General features: G+C 43.4%; 23 protein-coding genes. 17 read left to right on the forward strand and 6 right to left on the reverse strand.

What is annotated here, in order from left to right; all coding sequences use genetic code 11:
• The 4 genes from L3V33_RS11720 (at position 1) to L3V33_RS11735 (ending at position 3,669) form a co-directional block, all read left to right on the forward strand.
• On the forward strand, positions 1 to 720 hold the full coding sequence (locus L3V33_RS11720) for an energy-coupling factor ABC transporter ATP-binding protein (RefSeq protein WP_171308280.1): 720 nt from the start codon (positions 1 to 3) through the stop codon (positions 718 to 720).
• Positions 698 to 1,282, forward strand: a complete 585-nt coding sequence (gene mobA, locus L3V33_RS11725; RefSeq protein ID WP_004733776.1) for a molybdenum cofactor guanylyltransferase MobA — start codon at positions 698 to 700, stop codon at positions 1,280 to 1,282. Before L3V33_RS11720 ends, mobA begins: the two co-directional genes overlap by 23 nt.
• On the forward strand, positions 1,282 to 3,099 hold the full coding sequence (locus tag L3V33_RS11730) for a bifunctional molybdopterin-guanine dinucleotide biosynthesis adaptor protein MobB/molybdopterin molybdotransferase MoeA (protein ID WP_237290426.1): 1,818 nt from the start codon (positions 1,282 to 1,284) through the stop codon (positions 3,097 to 3,099). Before mobA ends, L3V33_RS11730 begins: the two co-directional genes overlap by 1 nt.
• Positions 3,100 to 3,402: 303 nt before the next feature.
• Positions 3,403 to 3,669 (forward strand): DUF2960 family protein, encoded by a 267-nt coding sequence (locus L3V33_RS11735; RefSeq protein WP_004733780.1) that lies wholly within the window; start codon positions 3,403 to 3,405, stop codon positions 3,667 to 3,669.
• 183 nt (positions 3,670 to 3,852) lie between these two features.
• Here L3V33_RS11735 and nagK read toward each other — a convergent pair whose 3' ends face one another.
• Both nagK and L3V33_RS11745 read right to left on the reverse strand, forming a co-directional pair.
• Complete coding sequence (gene nagK / locus L3V33_RS11740; protein ID WP_004733781.1) at positions 3,853 to 4,761, reverse strand: N-acetylglucosamine kinase; 909 nt, start codon at positions 4,759 to 4,761, stop codon at positions 3,853 to 3,855.
• Positions 4,762 to 4,924: 163 nt separating this feature from the next.
• On the reverse strand, positions 4,925 to 5,671 hold the full coding sequence (locus tag L3V33_RS11745) for a tRNA-uridine aminocarboxypropyltransferase (RefSeq protein WP_237290427.1): 747 nt from the start codon (positions 5,669 to 5,671) through the stop codon (positions 4,925 to 4,927).
• Positions 5,672 to 5,739: 68 nt separating this feature from the next.
• Here L3V33_RS11745 and L3V33_RS11750 point away from each other — a divergent pair, with 68 nt between their 5' ends.
• A complete protein-coding gene (locus tag L3V33_RS11750; protein WP_237290428.1) occupies positions 5,740 to 6,543 on the forward strand; it encodes a sterol desaturase family protein in 804 nt (267 codons plus the stop codon).
• Between the two features lie 196 nt (positions 6,544 to 6,739).
• Here L3V33_RS11750 and L3V33_RS11755 read toward each other — a convergent pair whose 3' ends face one another.
• Positions 6,740 to 8,785: a methyl-accepting chemotaxis protein gene (locus L3V33_RS11755; RefSeq protein WP_237290429.1), complete on the reverse strand. Its 2,046-nt coding sequence runs from the start codon at positions 8,783 to 8,785 to the stop codon at positions 6,740 to 6,742.
• Between the two features lie 104 nt (positions 8,786 to 8,889).
• Here L3V33_RS11755 and L3V33_RS11760 point away from each other — a divergent pair, with 104 nt between their 5' ends.
• Entirely contained in the window at positions 8,890 to 9,375 is a 486-nt protein-coding gene (locus tag L3V33_RS11760) for an NlpC/P60 family protein (protein WP_017083653.1), read from the forward strand.
• Positions 9,376 to 9,489: 114 nt separating this feature from the next.
• Here the strand turns inward: L3V33_RS11760 and L3V33_RS11765 are convergent, their stop codons facing one another.
• Positions 9,490 to 9,834, reverse strand: coding sequence for a DUF3802 family protein (locus L3V33_RS11765; protein ID WP_004733787.1), 345 nt, complete (start codon positions 9,832 to 9,834; stop codon positions 9,490 to 9,492).
• 618 nt (positions 9,835 to 10,452) lie between these two features.
• Between L3V33_RS11765 and L3V33_RS11770 the strand changes: the two genes are divergently transcribed.
• Positions 10,453 to 11,319, forward strand: coding sequence for a fructosamine kinase family protein (locus L3V33_RS11770; RefSeq protein ID WP_054547752.1), 867 nt, complete (start codon positions 10,453 to 10,455; stop codon positions 11,317 to 11,319).
• 93 nt (positions 11,320 to 11,412) lie between these two features.
• Entirely contained in the window at positions 11,413 to 11,616 is a 204-nt protein-coding gene (locus tag L3V33_RS11775) for a CPXCG motif-containing cysteine-rich protein (protein WP_004733789.1), read from the forward strand.
• Positions 11,617 to 11,802: 186 nt separating this feature from the next.
• Here the strand turns inward: L3V33_RS11775 and L3V33_RS11780 are convergent, their stop codons facing one another.
• Entirely contained in the window at positions 11,803 to 12,411 is a 609-nt protein-coding gene (locus L3V33_RS11780; protein WP_237290430.1) for a riboflavin synthase subunit alpha, read from the reverse strand.
• 161 nt (positions 12,412 to 12,572) lie between these two features.
• Between L3V33_RS11780 and L3V33_RS11785 the strand changes: the two genes are divergently transcribed.
• Positions 12,573 to 13,943: an MATE family efflux transporter gene (locus L3V33_RS11785; RefSeq protein WP_237290431.1), complete on the forward strand. Its 1,371-nt coding sequence runs from the start codon at positions 12,573 to 12,575 to the stop codon at positions 13,941 to 13,943.
• Positions 13,944 to 14,061: 118 nt separating this feature from the next.
• Here the strand turns inward: L3V33_RS11785 and L3V33_RS11790 are convergent, their stop codons facing one another.
• Complete coding sequence (locus tag L3V33_RS11790; RefSeq protein WP_237290432.1) at positions 14,062 to 14,904, reverse strand: DNA ligase; 843 nt, start codon at positions 14,902 to 14,904, stop codon at positions 14,062 to 14,064.
• 311 nt (positions 14,905 to 15,215) lie between these two features.
• On the opposite strand from L3V33_RS11790, the gene L3V33_RS11795 reads away from it, so the two are divergent.
• The 8 genes from L3V33_RS11795 (at position 15,216) to L3V33_RS11830 (ending at position 23,792) form a co-directional block, all read left to right on the forward strand.
• Positions 15,216 to 15,545: an STAS domain-containing protein gene (locus L3V33_RS11795; protein ID WP_004733793.1), complete on the forward strand. Its 330-nt coding sequence runs from the start codon at positions 15,216 to 15,218 to the stop codon at positions 15,543 to 15,545.
• Between the two features lie 62 nt (positions 15,546 to 15,607).
• The gene (locus tag L3V33_RS11800; protein WP_237290433.1) at positions 15,608 to 16,444 is read left to right on the forward strand and encodes an OmpA family protein; all 837 of its coding nucleotides are present in this window, start codon (positions 15,608 to 15,610) and stop codon (positions 16,442 to 16,444) included.
• Entirely contained in the window at positions 16,441 to 18,540 is a 2,100-nt protein-coding gene (locus tag L3V33_RS11805; RefSeq protein ID WP_171329827.1) for an SLBB domain-containing protein, read from the forward strand. Before L3V33_RS11800 ends, L3V33_RS11805 begins: the two co-directional genes overlap by 4 nt.
• Complete coding sequence (locus tag L3V33_RS11810) at positions 18,540 to 19,229, forward strand: tyrosine-protein kinase family protein (protein WP_065205216.1); 690 nt, start codon at positions 18,540 to 18,542, stop codon at positions 19,227 to 19,229. The genes L3V33_RS11805 and L3V33_RS11810 overlap by 1 nt, the downstream gene beginning before the upstream one ends.
• Before the next feature lie 592 nt (positions 19,230 to 19,821).
• A complete protein-coding gene (locus tag L3V33_RS11815; protein ID WP_065205217.1) occupies positions 19,822 to 20,814 on the forward strand; it encodes an ABC transporter substrate-binding protein in 993 nt (330 codons plus the stop codon).
• A gap of 143 nt (positions 20,815 to 20,957) precedes the next feature.
• Positions 20,958 to 21,857 (forward strand): proline/glycine betaine ABC transporter permease, encoded by a 900-nt coding sequence (locus L3V33_RS11820; protein WP_054547760.1) that lies wholly within the window; start codon positions 20,958 to 20,960, stop codon positions 21,855 to 21,857.
• Positions 21,850 to 23,082, forward strand: a complete 1,233-nt coding sequence (locus L3V33_RS11825; protein WP_054547761.1) for a glycine betaine/L-proline ABC transporter ATP-binding protein — start codon at positions 21,850 to 21,852, stop codon at positions 23,080 to 23,082. The genes L3V33_RS11820 and L3V33_RS11825 overlap by 8 nt, the downstream gene beginning before the upstream one ends.
• Positions 23,083 to 23,387: 305 nt before the next feature.
• On the forward strand, positions 23,388 to 23,792 hold the full coding sequence (locus L3V33_RS11830) for an Hpt domain-containing protein (RefSeq protein WP_054547762.1): 405 nt from the start codon (positions 23,388 to 23,390) through the stop codon (positions 23,790 to 23,792).
• Positions 23,793 to 24,023 lie beyond the last annotated feature (231 nt).

Genomic DNA, 24,023 nt, shown 5'->3' on the forward strand with positions numbered 1-24,023 from the left:
ATGAGTATAAAAATAACAACGCAGCAAATTTCAATGCGCTACAAAGAGCGTGTTTTGTTCCATATTCCCGAATTGTCGATCGGCCCCAACGATGCCGTTTATCTCAAAGGAGATAATGGTGTGGGTAAAACGACCCTACTTAAAATATTGTCTGGATTGATTCAGCCAAGTTCTGGCCGCATTCAGTCTCCGACACAAAGCTGGCAGCAGATCTTATTCCCTAGGCTCAAGTTCAAAGACATTATCTACCTGCATCAAACCCCCTATCTTTTTGATGGTTCGGTGTACCAAAATGTCGCTTATGGCATTCGCTTTAACAAAGAGAGCCAAAAAGATAAGCGAGCTCAAATAATTAATGCGCTGAGAATGGTAGGTTTAGAAACCTTGGCAGATGAACACATTTCTGTGTTGTCTGGTGGTGAGCGTCAACGCGTTGCAATGGCACGAGCCTGGATTCTTAAGCCTTCAATTTTGCTGATGGACGAACCAAGTGCCTCTTTAGACAAAGAATCTATTGAAAGATTGGTGATAATGGCCGAAGATCTTCTTCAAAGAGGCGCGAGTTTAGTCATCACGAGTCACCAAACTAACGCGTTAACCGACTTATGTAAGAAGCAATGGTGGATCAAGGACAACACTTTGACTGAATCACCGCTTCTGCAAGTTATTAAAAAGAACAAAGCACAAGAGAATATTTATGCTGCTTCCAACGCAAACTAGTTGGGTTATTTTGGCTGGCGGACAGGCCAGCCGCATGGGCGGAAAAGATAAAGGACTTGTTGAGCTCAACGGTTCTCCGCTTATTCAATACGTTATAAACAAGCTGTCACAGCAAGATGTCAGCATCACTATCAATGCCAACCGTAACTTAGACAGTTACCAAGCATTTGCTCCGGTTGTTTCCGATTCCTTCCCTGACTATCCAGGTCCATTGGGCGGCATTCATGCTGGCCTTAAAAACGCGAGTACAGACTGGGTCGGCTTTGTCCCTTGCGACAGCCCACAAATCAGTGACGACCTTGTTGAGCGTTTTTGTTCTGCAGTTAAAGAAGACAGCGACATTCTTGTCGCGCATGATGGCGAATTTAAGCAACCTGTATTCACCCTATTCCACAAACGTGTTCTGCCAAAGCTAGAAGCGTTTTTGGAGCGTGGTGATCGTAAAATCATCTTGCTATACAAAGAATGTGTCACGGAATATGTCGATTTTAGCGATTCTCCTAACTGCTTTGTTAATCTGAACACGCCAGAAGAACTCACCCAATTCGGAACGCTTCAATAATGAAAGATTCAAAACAACGCCCTAACCTTCCTCTATTGGGCTTTGCTGCTTATAGCGGTACAGGCAAAACGACCGTACTTGAAGCTCTGCTTCCGCTGTTGACTGATGCGGGTTTAAAAGTGGGTGTTCTTAAACATGCACACCACGATTTTGATGTCGATAAGCCGGGTAAAGACAGTTACCGCTTACGTAAAGCGGGCGCGAATCAAATGTTGATCGCTTCTCGTAACCGTCACGTGATGATGACAGAAACGCCAGAAGCCGAAGCTGATTTTGATTACCTTCTGACACGTTTCGATACCAACACGCTTGATCTGATTTTGGTTGAAGGCTGCAAGAACATAGCTTTCCCTAAAATTGAATTGCACAGAGATGAAGTCGGTAAACCTTGGTTATACCCGAACGATGACAACATTATTGCCATTGCTGCAGACAGCCAAGTGGAATCCGAACTGCCACAAATGGCGATCAGTGACTTAGAAGCGATTCGTGATTTCATTATTGAATATGCTCAGTCGTTTGACGGTTCCTCGAAAATAAGCGAAACCGCTTCTTGTTCGTCTTCAAGAGACAACACGCCCGCAGTGTGTTGTGATTCGTTCTCTCCTGCTGGTTTAACCGTTACTCAAGGCCAACAAAAGATCGTTGATAGCATTGACGCGCTCGATCTCACAGAGAGTGTTGAACTATTGCAGGGCTACGGTCGTGTTTTGGCTGAAGATATAATCTCGCCAATCAATGTGCCTCAAAACACCAACTCAGCAATGGACGGCTACGCAATTCGTAGTGAAGATTTAGAACTGGATAGTTACCAACTGGTCGCTGAAGTTATGGCTGGTCACAGCTACGACAAGACCGTTCAACAAGGTGAAGCCGTTAAGATCATGACGGGTGCACCAATGCCTGAAGGCGTTGATGTTGTTGTTATGCGAGAGCAAGCCGTACAAGATGGCGATAAGGTTAGCTTCCCTGATGCGAAAATCTCAATTGGACAAAATGTCCGTATGGCAGGTGAAGATTTAGAAATCGGCCAACCTGTCTTTACTCGTGGCACACGAATCGAAGCACCAGAAATGGGCATGATGGCGTCACTAGGTTTTGGCAACTGCCCTGTTTTACGTAAAGTTAAAGTCGGTGTGTTCTCTACGGGTGATGAAGTTCAAGCCCCGGGTAGTGAGCAGAAGCCGAACTCTATCTATGACTCGAACCGTTTTACTATCATCGGCATGCTTCAAAAGCTTGGCTGTGACATCGTAGATTACGGCATCATTGAAGATGATGAGCAGAAGATGATGGATGTGCTGCATTCAGCGTCGCTTGAAACCGACATGGTTCTGACTTCTGGTGGCGTGTCTGTCGGTGATGCGGATTACATCAAGCTTGCGTTAGATAAGCTGGGTGAAATCAACTTCTGGCGTATCAACATGCGTCCGGGTCGCCCTCTTGCTTACGGCAAAATTGAAGACAAACCTTTCTTCGGTTTACCGGGTAACCCAGTTGCTGTGATGGTGTCGTTCATTAACTTTGTAGAGCCAGCGATCCGTAAGCTACAAGGTCAAACCAACTGGACACCAGTTAAAGCGAACGCGGTAGCGACTGAACAATTGCGTTCACGCCAAGGTCGTACTGAGTTCAGCCGTGGTGTGTTCTCGATGAATGAATCGGGTGTGCTTGAAGTAAACACGACGGGCAAGCAAGGTTCAGGTATCCTGCGTTCAATGAGCGAAGCAAACTGTTTAATCGAAATCTCACCAGCGGTTGATACCGTGAAAGTTGGTGAGACGGTAACGATCATTCCTCTTCAAGGGCGTGTTTAATTTAAGGTTCAATGAGACCTAAATTGACTTACCAGATCTTTAATTAACTTAGCTGCTTTTTAATTGATTTGGAAGATCTTCGCCAAGACATAGATGAAGCCCCTTCTATAGATTTTTCGATATTATGGGGCTTTTTGTTCTTTTCGCTTCGTGAAAAACGACCTGTTCGTTGCCTAAAAGGCAAATAGCTTAAATTACGCTAAACGTTAGAACGATAATCTTAAGATTTTTTATCATAACCTTGAGCCACGTACTGTTTTTATGTAGAGTGCGCGCAAAGTAATAATTCTATTGGAGAGCATCATGGCTCGTACCATTCTGTACACTTACAAAGACGAAGACAAAGAGTTGCTGTTTTCGAAACAAGAACACCGCACGATCCAAGAAGCTGTTGCTGCAGCTGAAGGTATCGACATCACTGAGTATCTAAAAACTGAGCAACAGCTTGAGTTTATTTCTGATACTAAAGCGGTTCGTAACTACCAAGATAACTATTTCCGTAAGCTTGGCTTTACTAAGCTTACGTTGAAGCAAAAAGACAACCTTGGTGTTGGAAAAAAGAAGAAATAAGCCCTCTGGCTTCTTTTTCTCGATCTGTAGTTTCTAGCTTTGCGTTTTGACTTGAGAACTAAGAAATTAAGAAATTATAAGAGCTAAAGAAACGAAAACCAAACAATAAAAAATGCCGCAACCTCTTTCGAGATTGCGGCATTTTTATTTGTGCTTTTTAACTAGCTTAACGTTAAGTTTCGATTACTTAATGTTAAGGAATGCAGCGCCACGAACGCCGCCTGAATCACCGTGCTTTGCTTTGATGATTTTTGGACATTTCGCTACAGACAATAGGTATTTAGGAACACGCTTTGGCATCTCTTCGTAGATAAGTTCGAAGTTTGAAAGTCCACCACCTAGAGCTACAACATGCGGGTCAAGTGCAGTAAATAGGTTTGCGAAACAGATAGCCAATAGCTCCATGAAACGGTCAACGTGCTCAGCTGCTTTAGCTTCGCCTTCGTTGTACGCTTGGATGATTTCAATCGCCTTCTTTTTCTCACCGAAGTAGTGTTCATAAATCAGTTCAAAGCCGCGACCAGATAGATAGCTATCTAAACAACCTTTCTTGCCACAACCACAACCCAATAGCGGTGCGTTGTCGCCAAGGTGGAACCATGCATCAATAGGAAGACGCATATGGCCGAGCTCGCCAGCAACGTGGTTACGTCCTGAGAATACTTTGCCATCAAAAACCAAACCACCACCAAAACCAGTACCTAAAATTAGGCCAGCCACTGATGGTTCATCTTTCAATTCATCATCCCACGCTTCAGACAGCGCAAAACAGTTCGCATCGTTCTCGATTTTAACACTACGACCAATCAGCGCTTCTAAGTCTTTGCGTAATGGCTTACCTGTTGAAGCCGGTACGTTAACAACAAGCATAGTGCCGTCGTCCGCATCTTCCATGCCTGGAAGACCAAGGCCAATTTTGCCTTCGCAAGAGAATTCGCTATCGTATTTTTTTACCAAACCGGCAATCGTATCAAGTAGCAGTTGATAATCTTCAGTAGGCGTTGGTACGCGTTCGGTTGCTACTCGCTCAAGTTTTTCATTGAACGCACCAAACTCAATTTTTGTGCCGCCAACATCAAAGCCGTAATACATGAAATCTCTCCAATTTTTCCCTAAATTCGGGCAAATAAATTTTTTAAATTAAACAACTAGGAAGCATTATCCATAACACTCCCCCTACAAACCGTGATAGATAACAAACTTATCTCGTGTTCGAATCTGTTTGAACAACAAGTCAGCACAAAGCGGTTAAAGGTTAGAGTGACGTCTCACTTTTAGTATGCTCTATGAAAGCATTCAGGCTTGGTTTGGTTGGATCCGATTTATAACGTGTCTTACTCAACATGTAGCTTTCACGAAATGCTTCAAACCATAGCTGTAAAGTCTTAGCGCCCTGCTCTTCACCGGCTTGTTTCAAGACTAAGCTCGCGACTTCGGCCGTTGATAGATGTTGTTCGTTGTCTGACTTACGCATCATATATTGAGAAACCGATTCCGGCTCAATCGACAACACAGGTAAATCTTGCAAATACTCTGAGCGACGGAAGATACGTCGTGCTTCGCGCCAGCTGCCATCAATGAAAATCAGCAACAGTGTTTTGTTTGGGTCACGCATTTGTGGCAGATCTTGAACCACGCGTGTTTTGTCGTCGGTATAGTCTTCAGGGAATACGATCACGGGTTGGTATTTGTCATCTTTGAGGACTTCCAACATCTCTTGATTTGGCTCAGTACGATGCCAAAGGTAGGCGTAACTGTCTTTAACCGTATCAACAATCAAACGGCCAGTGTTACTTGGCTTTAAGATTTCGTTGTCTGACAAGATCAACATAGTCGCGACATTCGTATCAACGTTAGGTTGATGTTCACAGATACAGCTGTCTTGTTTGATTTTACAGAATTCACATCGCACGACTTTACACCCGCGCGCATTAAACGGTTTGGTAGCAATGGACAAACGATGTTGATATAAACGGTGAAAAGCGTGGATTCTCATGGACAATAACGATAACTCTAGAAAAGTGGCACGATTGTACTTACAGTGTCCTTAGAATGATAGAAGGAATTCCCATGCAAGACCCATCACTGCTTCGCCTTGTTTGTTTTATTGTCGTTTTTGGATTGTGTGCGCTTTGGGAATACCGTTTTCCGCGTAAAACACTGACTCAAAGCAAATGGTTTCGTTGGGGAAACAACTTTGCGCTGGTCGCTTTGAACAGCTTTCTATTAGCCACTCTGATTCCTATCGCAGCATTCCAAGCGGCGGTTATCGCACAAGAAAACCAATGGGGTCTGTTCAATACCCTGTCACTTCCGAAAGAACTCACTATTTTGGTCTGCGTATTGCTGTTAGATTGCGCCATTTACCTGCAGCACTTGGTGTTTCACCGTGTTCCTTGGTTATGGAAGCTACATCGAGTTCACCATGCGGACCTAGATATCGATGTCACAACCGGAACGCGCTTTCACCCTATTGAGATGATTCTTTCAATGCTCATCAAAGTGAGTTTGGTAATCGCACTTGGTGTCCCTGTCATTGCGGTTGTGATATTTGAAATTGTTCTTAATGCGAGTGCGATGTTTAACCACAGCAATGCACGTCTACCGCTGTGGATTGATAAGCGATTGAGAAAAGTGATTGTGACCCCAGACATGCACCGCGTTCATCACTCGGTCATTGTGAAAGAAACCCACTCAAACTTCGGCTTCTTTTTATCTGTGTGGGACATCTGGTTTAAGACTTACCGCGCTCAGCCAGAGCTTGGCCACGATAAGGTTCAGATTGGCGTTCCAGAGATTCAAGATGGTAAAGAACAACGGTTAGATCTGATGCTTCGTCAGCCATTTGCACGATTCCCTGCAACGAAAGACTAGGTTCTAATACACCTGAGTTTCAAGCTTGTATTGAGATCGAACTTACTTAATTCCCAAAAAACGCACTTAAATTCTTACAAGAATCTAAGGGCGTTTCTGTATCAATAGAACTAAAAGCGGCGGTAGATTAGTGCTTCAACTATTGTACTGTTTGGCTAACTCGGCAGAATCGTTTACTTTATTTGAGCACGCTTGTTTATTTCAGTACATATTTATGAAGCATAGCTTGTTGGTGCCCTGCTATCTCACCAACTTGCTCTGAACTCTCGATCATAGATTCAAGTTGCAGCTTAGTATTCTCACCCTGCTCAGACACGCGAGTGATAGAATGCGTTACATCGACAGTCGCACGGGCTTGTTGTTCGGTTGCCACCATGATTTGTTCAACACGGCCTTTGATCTGGCTAACCGCGAATTCGATTTTCTCGAAGGCTTGTTTTACATCACCACTGGTTTCCAGTGCGTTGGCCATTTCACTTCTCGATTCCGTTACAGAAGCGCGTGATCGGTCTGCCGCCGCCACCAATTCGTTCATCATATTACGAATATTAGTGGTTTGCTGGGAGGTACCACTCGCCAGTTTTCGTACTTCATCGGCAACCACTGCAAACCCTCGGCCTTGGTCTCCTGCTCGCGCTGCTTCTATTGCGGCATTCAATGCGAGTAAGTTAGTGTTTTCAGCAATACCACTGATCACGTCAACCATTTCACGAATCTGTTTAACGCGAATATCCAAGTCCGTCATCGATTCTTGATTCAGGCTAAGAGATTGCTCGAGTGCTTGTAATCGCTTCTGATTAAGGCCGACCACTTGGCTACCATTGACTGATTCGTCTTCTGCTATCTGCGCGTCGTCATTCGATGCGTTCGAAATACGAGCAATCTCACCAATGGATGCTTCAAGTTCTGTAATTGTGGCGATCATATTCTGTAGTGATTCGTTCTGCTCATTCAAGCTTGAATTGGTTTGCTCGGCAGCGTCATGGCTTACTTCAGCGGTTTGATAGAGCGTTTCACAATTACGCGTTACCAAACGAACCGAGTCAGCGGTGGAATCTACGACCGTATTGAGTTTCGAAGTAATAACCTGTAACTCTAGCGGCCCGAGTAGTTCACTTTGTTTAGAGAAATCATGATCTGCAAGTGAACTCAACTGGTGAGTAATATTTTTAAGCCCTTTATTCATCCAGCGGCGTAACACGAACCATGAGATCACAATAATAAAGGCAATCACTAGCCCGCTGATAAACAACACACGATCAATATTGGTGATGGTTTGATTTACAACCAATTCACTTTCATCAATCAGTTGCGAGGCGGTAGAAGACAACTGATTCAGTGTGCTGATGACGGTATTCGCTAGGGTGATGACTTGCGTTAAGTTTTGCTCTTGCTGCTGAACCAGTTCGAGTTTCAAGAGGATTTGTTTGATTATCCCTTGCTCGGTGAAGCCTTCTTTCACCATTTCGTAAGGCGCCGTCAAGCTTGCGAATTCAGCGATGTCTGGGTGCCAATCGGCAAAATCGCTGTAAGCCAAGTTAAGGCCTGCGATTCGGTTTCTCAATTGACGATATTCGTCTTGTGCTTTATCAATGTCAGATTGCATCATCAACATCAAGAAGGTGTTCGCCATAGCAGACGCACTGGATGTAAATCGGTTCGCTGCATCGCTCGCTTCTGGGTTGTCTTCAACCAAGAATGAGCTGATTCGGTTCATTTCTGGTCCGATAGATCCAACGCCATAACGGAACTCGCCCATTTTACTGTCGATCAGATTTTGCTTACTTTGAATCTCAATCTGCGCCAGCAATACCGTATTAGTCATGGTTTGCAGTTGCGCCATATCATCAATAAGGTTTTGTTGTTGCTCTAAAGAGATCGCATCAGGAAAAGATTGGGAGATAAAAAGGAGTTCCTCAAGCGTGGTATTACTCTCTGTTGCGAGTTGGTCAATTGAAACCCTTGTCGAATTCAGCGCATCTAAGTCGGTTGACTGGGTGCTATAAGTGAGAAGTTTCACTTGCTCTAATACGCTTTGCGTTAATTCGGCGTTGTGCAAGGCAAGGGGTAACGCTTGTTCTGAAAGTGCGTCAAAATGTCCCCCGACCCGTTCAACTCCCCGAATGCTAACCATTGATAAAAAACTAACGAGTAAAAGAATGGAAATAAATACAGCAGTGACGGTTTGAATGAGCGAGAATGTATAACGTGAGGGTTTTATTGATAAATTTGTGTCGGGCATGTGAAATCCAGTTTGACTACGAAAAGAGATATCCTTAAGTTAGTTCGTATACTAGAAGTCCTTGATGACGTTTTTATTTCAGTTTTTTGTCAGAAGAGTTACATATGAAATTCAGAAAAATGGCTGTAGTTACAATAACTTTAGCAACATTGGCTGCTTGTAGCTCGTCACCATCGCCTTCTCAGCTTAGTCAAACCGCACAGAAACCCTTATCAAAGTCAGAACAATTGACTACAAACGCTTATATGAGTGTGTATGAACAGTGGAAAGGTGTGCCATACCATTTCGGTGGGACATCATTTCGAGGCGTAGATTGCTCCGCTTTTGTTCAAATTGCCGTGCAAAATGCGACACAACAAGCCTTACCGAGAACCACAAAAGATCAGAGCAAAAAGGGAAAAGAAATAGCGTATGGGCAAGCAACAAGCGGTGATTTGGTATTTTTCAAAACATCGATGACGGTACGACACGTAGGTGTGTATTTAGGAAATAATCAATTCCTACATGCTTCGACATCGAAAGGTGTCATCATATCGAGGTTGGATAACCCTTATTGGGCTTCTAAGTTTTGGCACTTTAGGCGTTTATAGCGGTTTAAAGTCTTAACCGTTAAACGAAGTCACTTTTAAAGCTACGACGTAAACGCCTATCATCGTGAACATAATCATCGTGAAAAAATGACTAACGAGGAAATGGACAAATAGTTAGTCGTATTTAGCAACAGCAGAATCAAATAGATTCTTCACTAGCGCGATGTATTCATCTAGAAATACAATTTGCTCGTTGGTCGCTTTCTTAGCCCATACACCCGCTAATACTTCGCCTAAATCCGCTACCACAGCATCGGCTTCTTTCAAAAGTTGAAAACGAACACTCGAATGTAACTCTGGATTTTGCTCAAAAATAGCCATGATGTTTGTTGAAATCATGTCTGTGATGATGTCTTCAACACTCTCATTGCCTGTATCGCCATTACTATTTGTAAAGACATCCAGATTAAACGATAAGTGCTCGATCAGAGCCAAATAGCCATCGGTTTCTACAACCACAATAAATCTCCGTTTTAAGCTCAAGAGCAGATTAATACGTACTTGCTTAATACTATGTAAATGAAGCGATTTGTCATCACTTTATTACCAAAAACCGTATTAAAATGATCCTAGTTAGTATTTCAGCTTAAATATTAAACCAATAGCTGAATATATACGTGTCGCTAGATGTCTGTTGGTCAAGATACTTGCAGACTCAGCACGCCATCATTACTCGGCTATTAAAGAGTCATAAAGAGCTAGCTAGCAAGTTGAGATGATCACGTGCCCTATCGTTAACTATAGTCGTTCAACCTACTCTAATAGCGCATTTAAGTTGATGCGTAGACAATAACAAGCTCCAACTACTTTTCCAGTTTGTTTCAACCAAAACCGTTTCGATTGTGAGGCCAGTTCCAAACAATTCTATAACTTTGCCTTGCCAATTTCTGTTTGTATTTCAAAGAGCTTGAATCAGTTCGAGTTCACAAATCAGCCAATTGATTCTACATAAGGTGAAGAACAGATAAGAACATTGACGAGCACGTCTATAAATTGCTCAAATTTATCCTAAACTATGGCTAACAAACAGTATTTCTAACCTTCAATTTTTTAACTTTCAGTCTTTGAGGATTTCCTATGTGGCAGGCCATTTCTCAACAACTTTCAGATACTCTTCTATTTAACTTTCAGATTACTGAACGTACCAAGGTTTCTGGTGGTGACATTAACGATTGCTATATGATCAGCGATGGTAATGAACGCTACTTCGTAAAAGTGAACCAGCGAGAATTTTTACCTAAGTTTGAAATCGAAGCTGAGAACTTACGCTTGTTAAGAGAAACTTCCACCGTTTATGTGCCTGAGTTGGTACTGATCGGTAAAACCAAAGAATGCTCATTCATTATTCTCAATTACTTGCCAACTAAGCCGCTTGATACGGGTAATAACAGCTTTGATTTCGGCGTGCAGCTTGCTCAGCTTCATAAATGGGGCGAGCAAAAAGAGTTTGGTTGTGACCAAGATAATTATATCGGTAGTACGCTTCAGCCTAACCCTTGGCATAAGAAATGGGGTCGCTTTTTCTCTGAACAACGCATCGGCTTCCAACTGCAATTGCTAAAAGAGAAAGGCATTGAATTCGGTGATATTGATGACATCGTTGATGTGGTGAACATGCGTCTTGCTGGCCACAATCCTCGCCCTTCTTTACTTCATGGTGACCTATGGAATGGCAACGTAGCGAATTCAGCCTTTGGGCCAATCTGTTACGACCCCGCTTGTTATTGGGGCGATCATGAATGTGACTTAGCGTTAACGGAATTGTTTGATGGGTTTCCAAAAGAGTTTTATGAAGGTTACCAGAGCGTCAATCCACTCGACGTTGGCTATACTGATCGGAAAGACATTTACAACTTGTACCATCTTCTTAACCACTGCAATCAATTTGGCGGCGAATATTTAGCACAAACTGAGGCGTGTATTCAGAAGATACAGGCCGTTTAATACCAATCACAGCTAGCTGTTGCGGTCTATACAAGCTACTGCGATCTTTAAAGCTAATACGATTTGGACAAGATACAGTGAGGAGAATTAGCCATGCATAAATACACAGAGAAACATGTCTCGTGCCCCCACTGTGGGCATGCAATCAGCATAACGCTCGATGCTTCAAATGGGAGCCAAGATTTTTATGACGATTGTCCGGCGTGTTGCAATGCCATTCACCTCGATATGCAGGTAGATGAAGTCAGAGATAGAATTAACCTCTCAATTGATGCAGACGACGAACAAGTCTTCTAACACCTATTCTCTTGTCGAGTTGGAGCTACGCTTCGATTTAGAGCTTCCCCTCGATTTTGAGGCTAGCCTAGAAAAACACAAATAGACAAAAATAGAAAAAGAGCACCTAACGTGCTCTTTTTTAATATCTTCGACTTTTACTTGGTGTCGCTTTTGGGGGCAAATGCTATTGATAAACCGTCACTACTATTTCTGGTTTGCTAGTACGCGTTCAACAGTATCAACAATCGCTTGTGTTTGAGGATCAAACTCAATGTTTACTTGGTCGCCTACTTCACGGCCGCCAAACAGAGTACGATTCAGCGTTTCTGGGATCAGGTGAACAGAGAAACGGTTCTCTTCCACTTCACCGATTGTCAATGAACAACCATCAACGCCAATGTAGCCCTTGCTCAACACATACTTCATTGATTCTTGCGGCAGCTCAAACCAAAGCGTACAGTTATTTTCCGTCTTAATCACATCAACGAGGTTAGCCATCAGAGTAATGTGGCCAGACATACTATGTCCGCCAATTTCGTCACCAAACTTTGCTGCACGCTCAACATTCACTTTGTCACCAACATTCAGTTGGCCCAAGTTCGTCAATCGCAATGTGGCTTGCATTAAATCAAAAGCAATCTGATTGCCCGAAATTTCCGTTACCGTTAAGCAACAACCGTTATGAGCTACTGAGGCACCAATTGCTAATCCCTCAACCATTTCATCTGTTAACTCAATGGTATGAATCTGAAACAGCTCTTTTTTGTTTATTGCAACCAGTGTTGCCATGCCTTGAACGATACCTGTAAACATAAGATTCCTATTTAGCATTCTAATAACAGTTTTTCATAGCAGTTATTGTGACATTTCTTTATGATTCGTCCAGTGGAAGCTTAAGATCATTGCCTCTGATTCCTTCAGAATGTCCTTTCCTACACTATTATTCTAATTTTCCCTCTTATTTGGAGTTGTTTGTGCATCGTTACAAAGAAGAATCCTCGAATCTAATCAAACTTGCGACCCCAGTTTTGATTGCATCTGTTGCACAAACCGGAATGGGTTTTGTTGATACCGTGATGGCCGGTGGCGTAAGTGCTATCGATATGGCAGCGGTTTCGATTGCAGCAAGTATCTGGCTACCATCAATCTTATTTGGTGTCGGTCTTTTGATGGCGTTGGTTCCTGTTGTTGCACAACTGAACGGTTCAGGCCGCCAAGTCAAAATTCCATTTGAGATTCAGCAAGGTGCATTTTTAGCTCTCGTCATCTCGTTACCTATCATTGGCGTGCTGTTCCAAACGCAGCTGATATTGGAATGGATGGACATTGAGCAACTCATGGCGGAAAAGACCATCGGTTATATGAACGCGGTGATGTTTGCTGTGCCTGCGTTTTTGCTGTTCCAAACATTGAGAAGTTTTACTGATGGCATGTCTTTAACTAAGCCTGCCATGGTGATCGGTTTTATCGGCTTACTATTAAACATTCCGCTAAACTGGATGTTCGTATACGGGAAACTTGGAGCCCCTGCTTTGGGTGGTGTTGGCTGTGGCGTTGCAACGGCTATCGTCTATTGGGTGATGTTTGCACTGTTGTTCGCCTATGTTTTAACATCAAAGCGTTTGGCTAAAATCAACATCTTCGGGACGTTCCACAAACCTCAACTTAAAGCTCAAATTCGTTTGTTTAGACTTGGTTTTCCAGTTGCTGCCGCTATCTTCTTCGAGGTCACGCTGTTCGCTGTGGTTTCCTTATTAGTTGCCCCATTAGGTTCATTGGTTGTTGCCGCACACCAAGTCGCGATTAACTTCTCTTCTCTCGTGTTTATGATTCCAATGAGTATCGGTGCCGCCGTGAGTATTCGTGTTGGCCATAAGTTGGGTGAAAACAACACTGAAGGTGCGAAGATCGCAACACACGTGGGTATCATCGTCGGTTTGGTAACCGCCTTTATGACAGCGGCATTAACAGTATTGTTTAGAGAGCAGGTTTCGTTACTTTACACAGAGAACACGGCAGTAGTTACCGTTGCAATGCAATTGCTGTTGTTCGCTGCGGTTTATCAATGTACCGATGCAATCCAAGTTATCGCTGCAGGTGCTTTGCGTGGATACAAAGACATGCGTTCGATCTTCAACATTACCTTCGTAGCGTATTGGTTACTTGGTCTTCCTATCGGCTACATCTTAGGAATGAAAGATTGGATTGTTGAACCTATGGGCGCACATGGCTTCTGGATTGGTTTCATTATCGGCCTAACATCAGCTGCCATTATGCTGGGTATGCGTTTGCATTGGATGCATAAACAAGACGATGATGTTCAGTTAAAATTTAGCTCTCGTTAGATTCGTACTCGCTAAACCGGTATCGCCGTTATCACATACAAAAAGAGCTCTGATTTTCAGGGCTCTTTTTGCTTACGGCTGTAAATGATTTAGGGGCGATTAGTTTATACTCAGGAGATTAGTATTCACTCTTCTCTCTAACAAAGCGCGCAAACTTGGGCTTTCCGTTTTGCGTAAAGCCGTTATACCGGAAGGTGATTTGACTGCCTACTTCAGGCGGTGCGAGTCTCATCTGGTCACTGAACCCACTTCCAATATAAAATTCCACCCCCTCTTCTGTGTGAACCAAAATCGAACCCATCATCCCTTTATACTTCCCTGTACCGCCTTTGTAACCAATAACCGTGGCTTCTGCATCGTGATGCCTTTTTAGCTTTAAAAGGTCATTACTTCGGCCTGCTTGATAGCGACTGGTGATCTTACGAAGCATCAAACCTTCACCATTACTCTCATCGACATTATCGAGTTGATGGAACAGAGCTTCTTCATTGTGAATCGGTACATGTTCGATGTAGCTGACATGAGGTTCTCCAATCATGCTTACCCAATGCAAGATGTTGTAATAGCGCTTTTGATAATCACCAGCAGCCCCTGGCATATCAAACAGCATGAAATCTATTTTGCGCCACGCTACGTCACTAGGCGTATGATCGAGGACGGTAGATTGGACTAAGTGGAACTGACCTCTTCCTGCCCACAACTCCCCTTCGAGATGTACCTTAGGCAAGTTTTTTGTAAACCACTTCGGTGAGTAAATGCGATTCCCGTTTCGAGTATAAAGGTGTTGTCCGTCCCAAAGAGCACGAATCCCATCAAGCTTTTCACTTTTCCAGTATTCAGAAACATCAATGCCTTGTTGGTATGTATTGGCCAGTACCAAATGGTCGGGAGGTAAATAGGATGAATGAGAAGAAAGCGAACACGCCCATAGAGTTGCTATCGCCAATTTAGTTAATCTCATCATCTGCTCCGTATTGATATCTGTAGTGGTCAACAAACGCCTTTAATCCTAAGCGTTCTGACACGTAGGTAGACAACCTTTGCTAGAAGATGCGATCCACACATCAACCTTATTTAACTTTCAATTTCATTCATATAATTAATGACTTATGGGTCTCAAATGTTCACCCATTTTTAGTTCTCATATTGAGAAACCGACTTTCTCAATATGAGATAGAGATTAGCGTTTTATTTAAGTTATTGAAAAATATAAACATAAAAGTTGGCACATTCAGTGCAATTGTCCATACATACTCAAAAGGAGATATCGCTATGGAACTACGTAAGATTGATTTAAATACAACGACACTGACTCTTTCTATTTTCGGTGATTTAGATGCAGCAGGTAGCCGTGATGCTCAGACCGATATTGACGATGTAATCTCAAATGATGGCCACCCTGAAATCGAAGTTGATTTTAGCCAAGTTGAGTTTTTAGATTCATCTGGTGTTGGCGCGATTGTTTACATGTTCAAACGCCTAACTGAGCGTGAGCGCAACATGCGACTTGAAAATGTGACTGGCCAGCCTCTTGAAATTATGAACTTGCTACGCATTGGCCACGCTATTCCAGTAAATTCAAAAAATCCTACAAATTCATGAAGATCCACTAAGCTAGAAGTAACAAAACATAATAATAAAAAGTAAAAACATAGGACGTTGGCATGAAAATACTGAAAAACTACATAGCCCTTTCTCTGTCTGCTTTGGTTCTAGGTGGCTGTACTAGCTACCCTGAACAAGGCACCGGCGGTTTGGCTGAAAGTTATGACTCTATTAGTTATCAAAATTCCGACTTTTCTCCTGTGATGCCAGACGAACCTCTTGGTCCTGAACACGGACTACGTTTTGATTGGCAACTGGCTAAATTACATCTTGATGCCTTGATTCAAGAAGGCGCCCGTTGGTGCTTCCCCGCTGCTGTTGTGCAAGCGATAGAGAAGCAAAATCGTATCGCTCGTGAACTACAAGGTGGCCTGCTTCTAGATGCGGCCAACGACCTAGTCATTCAAAGAAAACGCTTAAACGAACTTGAAGTCCAACTGGACTATGTGACCTCACAAGCCCGCTGTGAACCACCAAAAAATGAAAACCAATTTAGAATGCAATTGTCGGTTATCGAACAGTTGTACGACCTGCTTAACGTTGACAACCAATTCGCGGAAAACTCTACTGAAGTCAATCCAAAGTACATGGGACGACTTGCCGAGGCGACCACACTACTGAAAGAACATAAATCTCTAGACCTTGTAGTTACGGGTCATGCCGATGCCACGGGTACCGAAAAATTTAACGATGATTTGGCACTTGGACGTGCTAAACAAGTCGAACGCTACCTGACTATTTTTGGCTTAGGTGCTCAGCGAATCAAAGCAGTGTCTGTGGGTGAAACTGTCCCCCTTTTTGAAGGCGAATCGGACGGTACGCGTTTAACTAACCGCCGAGTGAGTGTCGAAGTTATCTCCCCTAAAAATGCCGAGAAAATGGGAGGTGGATTATGAAATTATTGATCGCTTTTATCATCACCCTATCGCTAAGCTTTACGAGTGTCGTGAATGCGAGCGAAGAGTTTTCAGACGCAGTTCAAGTCGGTGACCTTATCCAAGTTAACGTACCCGGCGAAAGTACATTAAACACAGGGTTCCAAGTGGATAAGCGTGGCCGCATTACCCTTCCTGAAGTTGGCGCCGTATTTGTTGCCGGTTATGACAGTGAACAGCTTAACAAAGTCGTTCTAGAATCACTGGCTACCGCTTATAAAGATCTTTCGAATGCTTCGGTGTACGTCAAAGAACAACAAATCATTATTTACGTTCAAGGTTATGTAGAACAGCCTGGCGAATACACACTGTCATTGGGCTCTAGCATCCAAATGGCGCTTTACGCAGCCGGAGGATTACGCCCGGGAGCACAACTGGACAAATTGATTCTCAAGCGAGGCGCGGACAAGAAAGAGTTTAACTACAAGCGTTTTCTTGATTCAGGTGACGAATCAACGCTACCTACTCTGCAATCATTGGATTCGCTTTTTGTTCCAGCCTCGCCATTAGTAGGCAATATTGAACAAGAATTCGATGCTGCCAAGCTTGCTAACTCTGGTGACAGTGCTGACTCTCGCAATTCAATTAAAGTATTTGGTGAGGTAAATGCACCGGGTTCGTTCACTTATAAAGAGAACACCGATCTTGTCGACGTACTAATGCGCTCGGGCGGTGTGACTCGCTATGCCAGTGTTGAGCAAATACGAGTAATTTCAAACAATACGCCTACGCTATTCAACCTTAAGCGTTATTTAGATTCTGGTGACGAAAGCCTACTTCCAATCTTACGCCCGGGTGCAACCATTTTTGTGCCGAAGCAAGAAGAAGAGATCAAATCCGGCGCAAACATGGTTTACGTCATGGGTGAAGTTGCCGCTCCCGGCGCTTTTGAAGGAAAAAGAGACGCCACCTTCATGGATATCCTTGCGAATGCTGGCGGTCCAACTCGATTTGCAGAATCGCGCCAAATACGTGTGATCAAAGCGGATGGCAGAGTCCTTAAATTCGATTTAGCGGCTTACACAGAAGGTCTACCTAACTCTAACCCACCGAGTATTAAAGCCGGTGACGCTATTTTCGTTCCAGAGAAAACCGACATGAACGAGAAGTCTTGGTTGAAGATTGCACCAGACAGAGCGGTTAACGTTATCGGTGAAGTAAACCGACCTGGTCGTATTGAATGGTCAGATGAAATGAACTTCATGGGATTATTGGCTCACGTCGGCGGTCCTACGTTACGAGCGGACACCTCAAAAATTGAAGTCGTGACGGGTAGAAAGATGGTTGTGTTTAATCTTGATGATTTCATCAGAAATGGCGCGCCACGAGATCTGATGCCGCAAATTCGTGCAGGATCTATCGTCCGTGTCCACGACTTACCACAAGACCCTTCAGACAATAAATCTCAATGGGTACGTCAAAGCTCTGATGCTTCGATCTACATTTTTGGGCAAGTGAATGCGCCCGGTCGTTACCGCTTCACCAAAGACATGCACTTCCTTGATATCTTGTCTGCGGCTGACGGCCCTACTAAGGATGCCGATATACACAACGTTCGTGTCACGCATCGTGATAAAACCTACTCTAAAGTAAGCAAACTCAATCTTTCACTGTACTTTGAAACCGGTGACGAATCATTACTGCCCAATGTAACCACCGGTGACACCATTTATATCCCAGAGAAAGGTAAGAACTGGTTAGACACACCGAAAGAAGAAACAGTTCGTGTGCTTGGTGCGATTAACAACCCAGGTCGCTATGTGTTTAACGACAACATGACCATTCTAGATATATTGGCAGAAGCGGCAGGCCCTACTGACAATGCTTACGTAGAGAAAATTACCATAGTGAATATGTCTTGTTGCCAAGGTCAAGCTCGTACCTTCGACCTTGTTGAGTTCAGCAAAACAGCCAATATTTACAACTTACCTGTGCTACGCGCTGGTGACACCATTTACATCCCAGATCGTCGTGAAAGCTTTATCGAAAAAGCACGTGTCGGATTAGATGACATACTACGTATTACGACCACCATCGTACTAATAGGAGCTTTATAATGACTATTTCAGCAACCCATGCCGAAGTCGAGCAACTGTATTTAGCTTCTGAACTTAACGGACAGAAATCGATTTGTGTGACGGCCTGTCACTCAGGTGACGGGGTAACCTCTGTTGCAACTGCATTAGCGGAACGTTTTCTTCTTGCTGGTCACTCCACGCTTTATGTTGACCTCAACTTATACAACCCCGCTTTCAAAGATTTGAACATGTTAGAAGACAGTCAACAGGGACAGTTAATAGAACATGTTGAGTCTCACCGGATGTTCATTGGTGTCCCGGCACCTCAAGTGGCATCAACACAGCTTGCTTATAAAGACCCGACAACGCTACAAACAGTAGTGAACAAATGGTTAGAGAAATACGATAGAGTCATCATTGATACCTCACCGCTTCTCAACATTAACAAAGGGAATATCCCTGCACAGTCTGTTGCGAGTGCCTGTGACAGCACATTGATGGTTGTCGCCTATGGTGAAACGTCAACTCACCACCTAGAACAAGCGAAAAAGCTGCTTGATGCACAGAGTATCAATCTAATGGGCAGTGTGATGAACATGAAACAAACTCCTAGCTTTGCACAAGAGCTGGTAAGACAAATCAATCGAATGAAATTCCTTCCAACTAAACTTCGCGATAGCTTGGCAAACAAGCTGTATCAAAATGAGTTTTTAAACCTGCCGATGTAACTTTTTCGTGCCACTATAGCTTCTTGTACAACTATAGCTTTCTTGTACAACTGTATGGCTGTCATTGATACCATGACAGCCACCTATCCTATTAAATTTCAAGCCGCGACAGCTCTAAATACCTCAAAACCAAATTGGGTGTTTTTGGCGAAATTATTATTGAAAATAAGATTTTAAAAACCATTCAACGCATTTCACATACGTCAATCATGGTCTTACCACCTTTAAATCCCTTCAAAAATCAACAGCCCCATGCCTAACTTTAGCGGTAATGTGACACGGACGGTTAAAGTGCCATGTAAATCGCATCAAAGATGGAATTCGTACGATTATTCCCTAAGATTATAAATAGAGGTGGTTTTTGACGAATTTGTAATAGTTTGACAAAGTTATCCGATGGCTGTTGAAACACAGTGGATGAATTGGCAAATCACACTTCACTGACTTTGCACATTTATCTATTCAAACTTCACCCATCCCTCCTTCTGCTCAAATGGTTCAAATACACGGAAAGGATCACCATCGAGCAATTTAGATAATCAATTTACCTTGGTTACCTTAGTTGTATTATTAAAGAGAAAGGAAACTCAATATGAAATACAAGTTAAGCTCCGTATTTTTGTTAGTAGCAGCAGCCAGCGGTAATGCTAACGCTGGAGAATGTGGCAGCGTAACAATCGCAGATATGAACTGGAACTCTGCAACACTGATCGCCAATATCGACCAATTCATCCTAGAACATGGTTATGGGTGTGATGCTGAACTTATCCCTGGCGACACCATGCCAACAGGCACATCCATGATTGAAAAAGGTCAGCCTGATGTTGCACCTGAACTTTGGAGCAACAGCTTAAAAGATGCATTGGACAAAGGTGTCCAAGAAAAACGTCTTCGCTACGCAGGTAAAGCACTTGTGAATGGCGGTGAAGAAGGCTTTTGGGTTCCAGCTTACTTAGTTAAACAATACCCAGAGATGGCAACCATCGAAGGTGTACGTAAAAACGCTAGCTTATTTAAGCACCCTGAAGACCCAGATACATCAGCATTCTACAGTTGCCCAGCAGGCTGGAACTGTCAGATCAGCGCCGGAAACTTGTTTAACGCTCTTGAGCTGGAAGACAGTGGTTTCACGATTGTTGATCCAGGCTCGAGTGCCGGCTTATCTGGCTCTATCGCAAAAGCTTATGAGCGCGAAGAAGCTTGGTTTGGTTATTACTGGGCGCCAACTGCCGTTCTAGGTAAATACGACATGGTTAAAGTTGACTTTGGCAGTGGTGTTAATGAGCAAGAGTTCCTAACTTGTACCACTAAAGAAGACTGTGATTCACCTAAAGCGACCATGTACCCGCCTTCACCAGTGCACACAGTCACTACAGAAGACTTCGCATCGAGAGCACCAGAGGCTTACGACTACTTCACTAAACGTGGTTTCACTAACGACAAAATGAACTCACTTCTTGCTTGGATGGAAGACAACCAAGCGGATGGCGAAGAAGCGAGTATCCATTTCTTGAGTGAGTTCCCAGAAATATGGCACCCATGGGTTTCTCAAGAAGTGGCTAAGAAAGTTGAAGCAGAGCTGTAAGAGCTTGGTTTAATAACAAACAATTACGCTTCAATAATACGGAAATAACGTCGCTATACTTGATGTTATTCATGATTCGGAGCCCTTTTCATAGGCGATACCTCATCGCATGAACAAGTGGCTCCGAACTATAAGGATATAAAATGGCTGACACCAATTGGTTATCAAGCTTTCCAGAGATGGAACGCGCTGATTTACGAACCATAAAAAAGACGCTAGATGGCGCATACCGTGAATTCTCTCGTGAATACGGTGAAATGATTGAATCTCTATTTGACCCTCTTCTTTCATTCCTTGTTTGGTTTGAAAAACTTCTTATCTCAACCCCTTGGATTATAGTCCTCGCCGTTTGTACAAGCCTTGTCTACGCCGCAAGTCGTTCTTGGAAACTGGCTTTAGGTTGTGTCGTTTCTTTGCTCCTTATTGGTTACTTTGGAATGTGGGAAGACACCATGCGGACGCTCAGTATAATTACTGTTTGTACCTTGGTTTCGATATTCTTAGGCATTCCGATTGGTATTGCGATGGCTCGCTCAAATCGAGCTCAATCTATCGTTACACCGATGCTTGATATCATGCAAACCATGCCAGCATTCGTTTACTTGATCCCAGTGGTGATGTTACTCGGCATCGGTAAAATTCCAGGTCTAATCGCCGTGGTTATCTACGCTATCCCACCCGTGATTCGTTTAACCAACCTAGGCATACGCTTGGTCGACAAAGAAGTACTTGAAGCCGCTACCGCATTTGGTGCGAGCAAAAAACAACGCTTATGGGGTGTTCAACTTCCCCTAGCAATGCCAACGATCATGGCGGGTATCAACCAAACCATCATGATGGCACTGTCTATGGTTGTTATCGCATCCATGATTGGCGTGAAAGGCCTAGGACAACCAGTTCTTAAATCCATCACCAACCAATATTTCACATTAGGCTTGATGAATGGTTTCGCCATTGTTGCCCTCGCAATTCTTTTTGACCGCGCTTCCCAGGCATACGCAAGAAGAACCAATGCGCATTTAGGAGGACTCAAGCATGACTAAACCATTGATTGAAATTAGTGGTCTATACAAAGTGTTTGGACCGAAACCGATGTCTGTTATGAACCGAGTTCAGAACGGCGAACACAAAGATCAGATTCTTGCGGACACAGGTCATACCGTCGGTTTAAAAGAGATTAATCTCGAGATTAACCGCGGTGAAATCTTCGTTATCATGGGGCTTTCTGGCTCGGGTAAATCGACTCTAATTCGCCACTTCAACCGTTTAATTGACCCAACTCAGGGTAAAATCATGGTCGAAGGCATTGATGTAATGAGCCTCAACACCAAGCAATTAGAAGAGTTCCGCCGTCATAAAATGTCGATGGTATTCCAACGCTTTGGCTTAATGCCTCATCGCACCGTGGTAGAAAACGTTGCGTACGGGTTGGAAGTACAAGGCATTAAAAAAGAAGACCGTTTAGCAAAAGCCAATGAATGGTTAGAAACAGTGGGTTTGAAAGGTTACGGCAAGCAGTACCCTGCCCAGCTTTCTGGTGGTCAGCAACAACGTGTTGGCCTTTCTCGCGCTCTGTGTACTAACGCTGAAATCTTGTTAATGGATGAAGCCTTTTCGGCACTCGACCCTTTGATTCGAAGTGAAATGCAAGATCAGCTTATCGAACTTCAACAGAAGCTTCATAAGACGATTGTTTTCATCACCCACGATTTGGATGAAGCACTCCGTCTCGGCGATCGAATCGCAATTTTGAAAGATGGCGAGTTGGTACAACAAGGCACACCACATGAGATTCTGCTGAATCCAGCCGATGACTATGTAGAGGCGTTCGTTAAAGACGTAAACCGTGCTCGTGCATTGACGGTTGAAACGGTTATGCAGCCTCCTCTCTATCGAATCACTTCAGAAACGATTGAAGGTGCTCTGGCACAAATGAAGATGCTGAAAAACGATTACGCTTATCACGTAACGGATGACGGCTATCAAGGCCTAGTCACACAAGAGAGCCTACAAGACGCCGTTGAAGATGCCTCTGTTCATGACTTCAGTGATGAGATTTACGAAGAGGTTCCTGCTGTTTTACCTGATGCGGTCATTGAAGAAGTTCTACCAGACACCATGTCTTGTGACTACTCCCTTCCAGTTGTCGACGAAGATGGAAATCTGAAGGGTGAATTAGAGAGAAGCGCCGTTGCTGATATCTTCTCTGAAAGTAGCGAGGAAGAAGTAGAAGCTGACCCAAAGCCAAAGATTGATAAAGCTTCGTAGCCTAAACTACTTAACCCCTCTAAGACCACTGTTGTTAATTCACTGCAGTGGTCTTTTTATTTGTATCGGCCTCGTTTTCTCCTGAGCTCTACCCGCCCCTTACGTTTATAGGCACCTAAGTTTATATTTCATAAGAGAAAACAAAATTAAATAAGTCCGTACGCTTGTCACAAACCCTGTAGCAATATGAGTGAGATGGTAATTAATTGCTCTGTTTATACGGCAAGCAGTTGAAATTATTCTAGAAAATGACTAGAACTTATTAGTACTCACGGATATTAGGCTCAATAGAAGGACTTAGTTTGATGAATTCCACTTTAGCGTCAGACACAGCTGCACATCTAAACTCACAAGAAGTTAGCGAGCTTGTTGATGAAAGCGTTCTAGAGCAAATGATTCGCGATACAAGTGCGGATATTATCCCGATCTTGATCGACCATTATGTTGAAGAATCACAAACACGCTTGGTCGCCATAAAAGAGGCTGTCGCTCAGAAAGACGCTCAAACACTTGAGTTCGAGGTCCACACTCTTGGCAGCACCGCGCTCTCATTAGGTAATCGCCCTTTGGGTGAGTTAGCTCGCGCCTTAGAGAAGCAATGTTTAGAACAGAATCATGATGCAGCATTTCGACAAGTTGACGAATTACTAGAACTCGCAGATCGTTCAATCAAAGCCTTGCTTGAAAGAAAAGAGGCTGGTTTCAGTTAACTTTGGATGTTCATCATAAGTATCAGACAAAAACTCAACATAGTCGTTATCAATATAGTGGTTATCAATATAGTGGTTATCAATATAGCCACCATTAACATGCACTCCGGCGTGACCAACAACGCGAGAAGTACATCTATAGTTTGTTAAGAGATTGCATGCGGTAGATAACAAATAAACAAGACTCGTATTGATGGATGCATACCACTATGTTATTGATTGGTTAGGATA

The organism is Vibrio sp. A2-1, assembly GCF_021728355.1.
GTDB classification, from domain to species: domain Bacteria; phylum Pseudomonadota; class Gammaproteobacteria; order Enterobacterales; family Vibrionaceae; genus Vibrio; species Vibrio splendidus_K.

What these genes read in the sequence shown, in the direction of transcription:
- L3V33_RS11780 (WP_237290430.1), bottom strand. Translation starts at nt 12,411, where the DNA reads ATGTTTACAGGTATCGTTCAAGGCATGGCAACACTGGTTGCAATAAAC.
- L3V33_RS11815 (WP_065205217.1), top strand. Translation starts at nt 19,822, where the DNA reads ATGAAATACAAGTTAAGCTCCGTATTTTTGTTAGTAGCAGCAGCCAGC.
- L3V33_RS11760 (WP_017083653.1), top strand. Translation starts at nt 8,890, where the DNA reads ATGAAATTCAGAAAAATGGCTGTAGTTACAATAACTTTAGCAACATTG.
- L3V33_RS11825 (WP_054547761.1), top strand. Translation starts at nt 21,850, where the DNA reads ATGACTAAACCATTGATTGAAATTAGTGGTCTATACAAAGTGTTTGGA.
- L3V33_RS11775 (WP_004733789.1), top strand. Translation starts at nt 11,413, where the DNA reads ATGCATAAATACACAGAGAAACATGTCTCGTGCCCCCACTGTGGGCAT.
- L3V33_RS11805 (WP_171329827.1), top strand. Translation starts at nt 16,441, where the DNA reads ATGAAATTATTGATCGCTTTTATCATCACCCTATCGCTAAGCTTTACG.
- L3V33_RS11735 (WP_004733780.1), top strand. Translation starts at nt 3,403, where the DNA reads ATGGCTCGTACCATTCTGTACACTTACAAAGACGAAGACAAAGAGTTG.
- mobA (WP_004733776.1), top strand. Translation starts at nt 698, where the DNA reads ATGCTGCTTCCAACGCAAACTAGTTGGGTTATTTTGGCTGGCGGACAG.
- L3V33_RS11820 (WP_054547760.1), top strand. Translation starts at nt 20,958, where the DNA reads ATGGCTGACACCAATTGGTTATCAAGCTTTCCAGAGATGGAACGCGCT.
- L3V33_RS11810 (WP_065205216.1), top strand. Translation starts at nt 18,540, where the DNA reads ATGACTATTTCAGCAACCCATGCCGAAGTCGAGCAACTGTATTTAGCT.
- L3V33_RS11720 (WP_171308280.1), top strand. Translation starts at nt 1, where the DNA reads ATGAGTATAAAAATAACAACGCAGCAAATTTCAATGCGCTACAAAGAG.
- L3V33_RS11770 (WP_054547752.1), top strand. Translation starts at nt 10,453, where the DNA reads ATGTGGCAGGCCATTTCTCAACAACTTTCAGATACTCTTCTATTTAAC.
- L3V33_RS11830 (WP_054547762.1), top strand. Translation starts at nt 23,388, where the DNA reads ATGAATTCCACTTTAGCGTCAGACACAGCTGCACATCTAAACTCACAA.
- L3V33_RS11790 (WP_237290432.1), bottom strand. Translation starts at nt 14,904, where the DNA reads ATGAGATTAACTAAATTGGCGATAGCAACTCTATGGGCGTGTTCGCTT.
- L3V33_RS11750 (WP_237290428.1), top strand. Translation starts at nt 5,740, where the DNA reads ATGCAAGACCCATCACTGCTTCGCCTTGTTTGTTTTATTGTCGTTTTT.
- L3V33_RS11730 (WP_237290426.1), top strand. Translation starts at nt 1,282, where the DNA reads ATGAAAGATTCAAAACAACGCCCTAACCTTCCTCTATTGGGCTTTGCT.
- L3V33_RS11755 (WP_237290429.1), bottom strand. Translation starts at nt 8,785, where the DNA reads ATGCCCGACACAAATTTATCAATAAAACCCTCACGTTATACATTCTCG.
- L3V33_RS11800 (WP_237290433.1), top strand. Translation starts at nt 15,608, where the DNA reads ATGAAAATACTGAAAAACTACATAGCCCTTTCTCTGTCTGCTTTGGTT.
- L3V33_RS11795 (WP_004733793.1), top strand. Translation starts at nt 15,216, where the DNA reads ATGGAACTACGTAAGATTGATTTAAATACAACGACACTGACTCTTTCT.
- nagK (WP_004733781.1), bottom strand. Translation starts at nt 4,761, where the DNA reads ATGTATTACGGCTTTGATGTTGGCGGCACAAAAATTGAGTTTGGTGCG.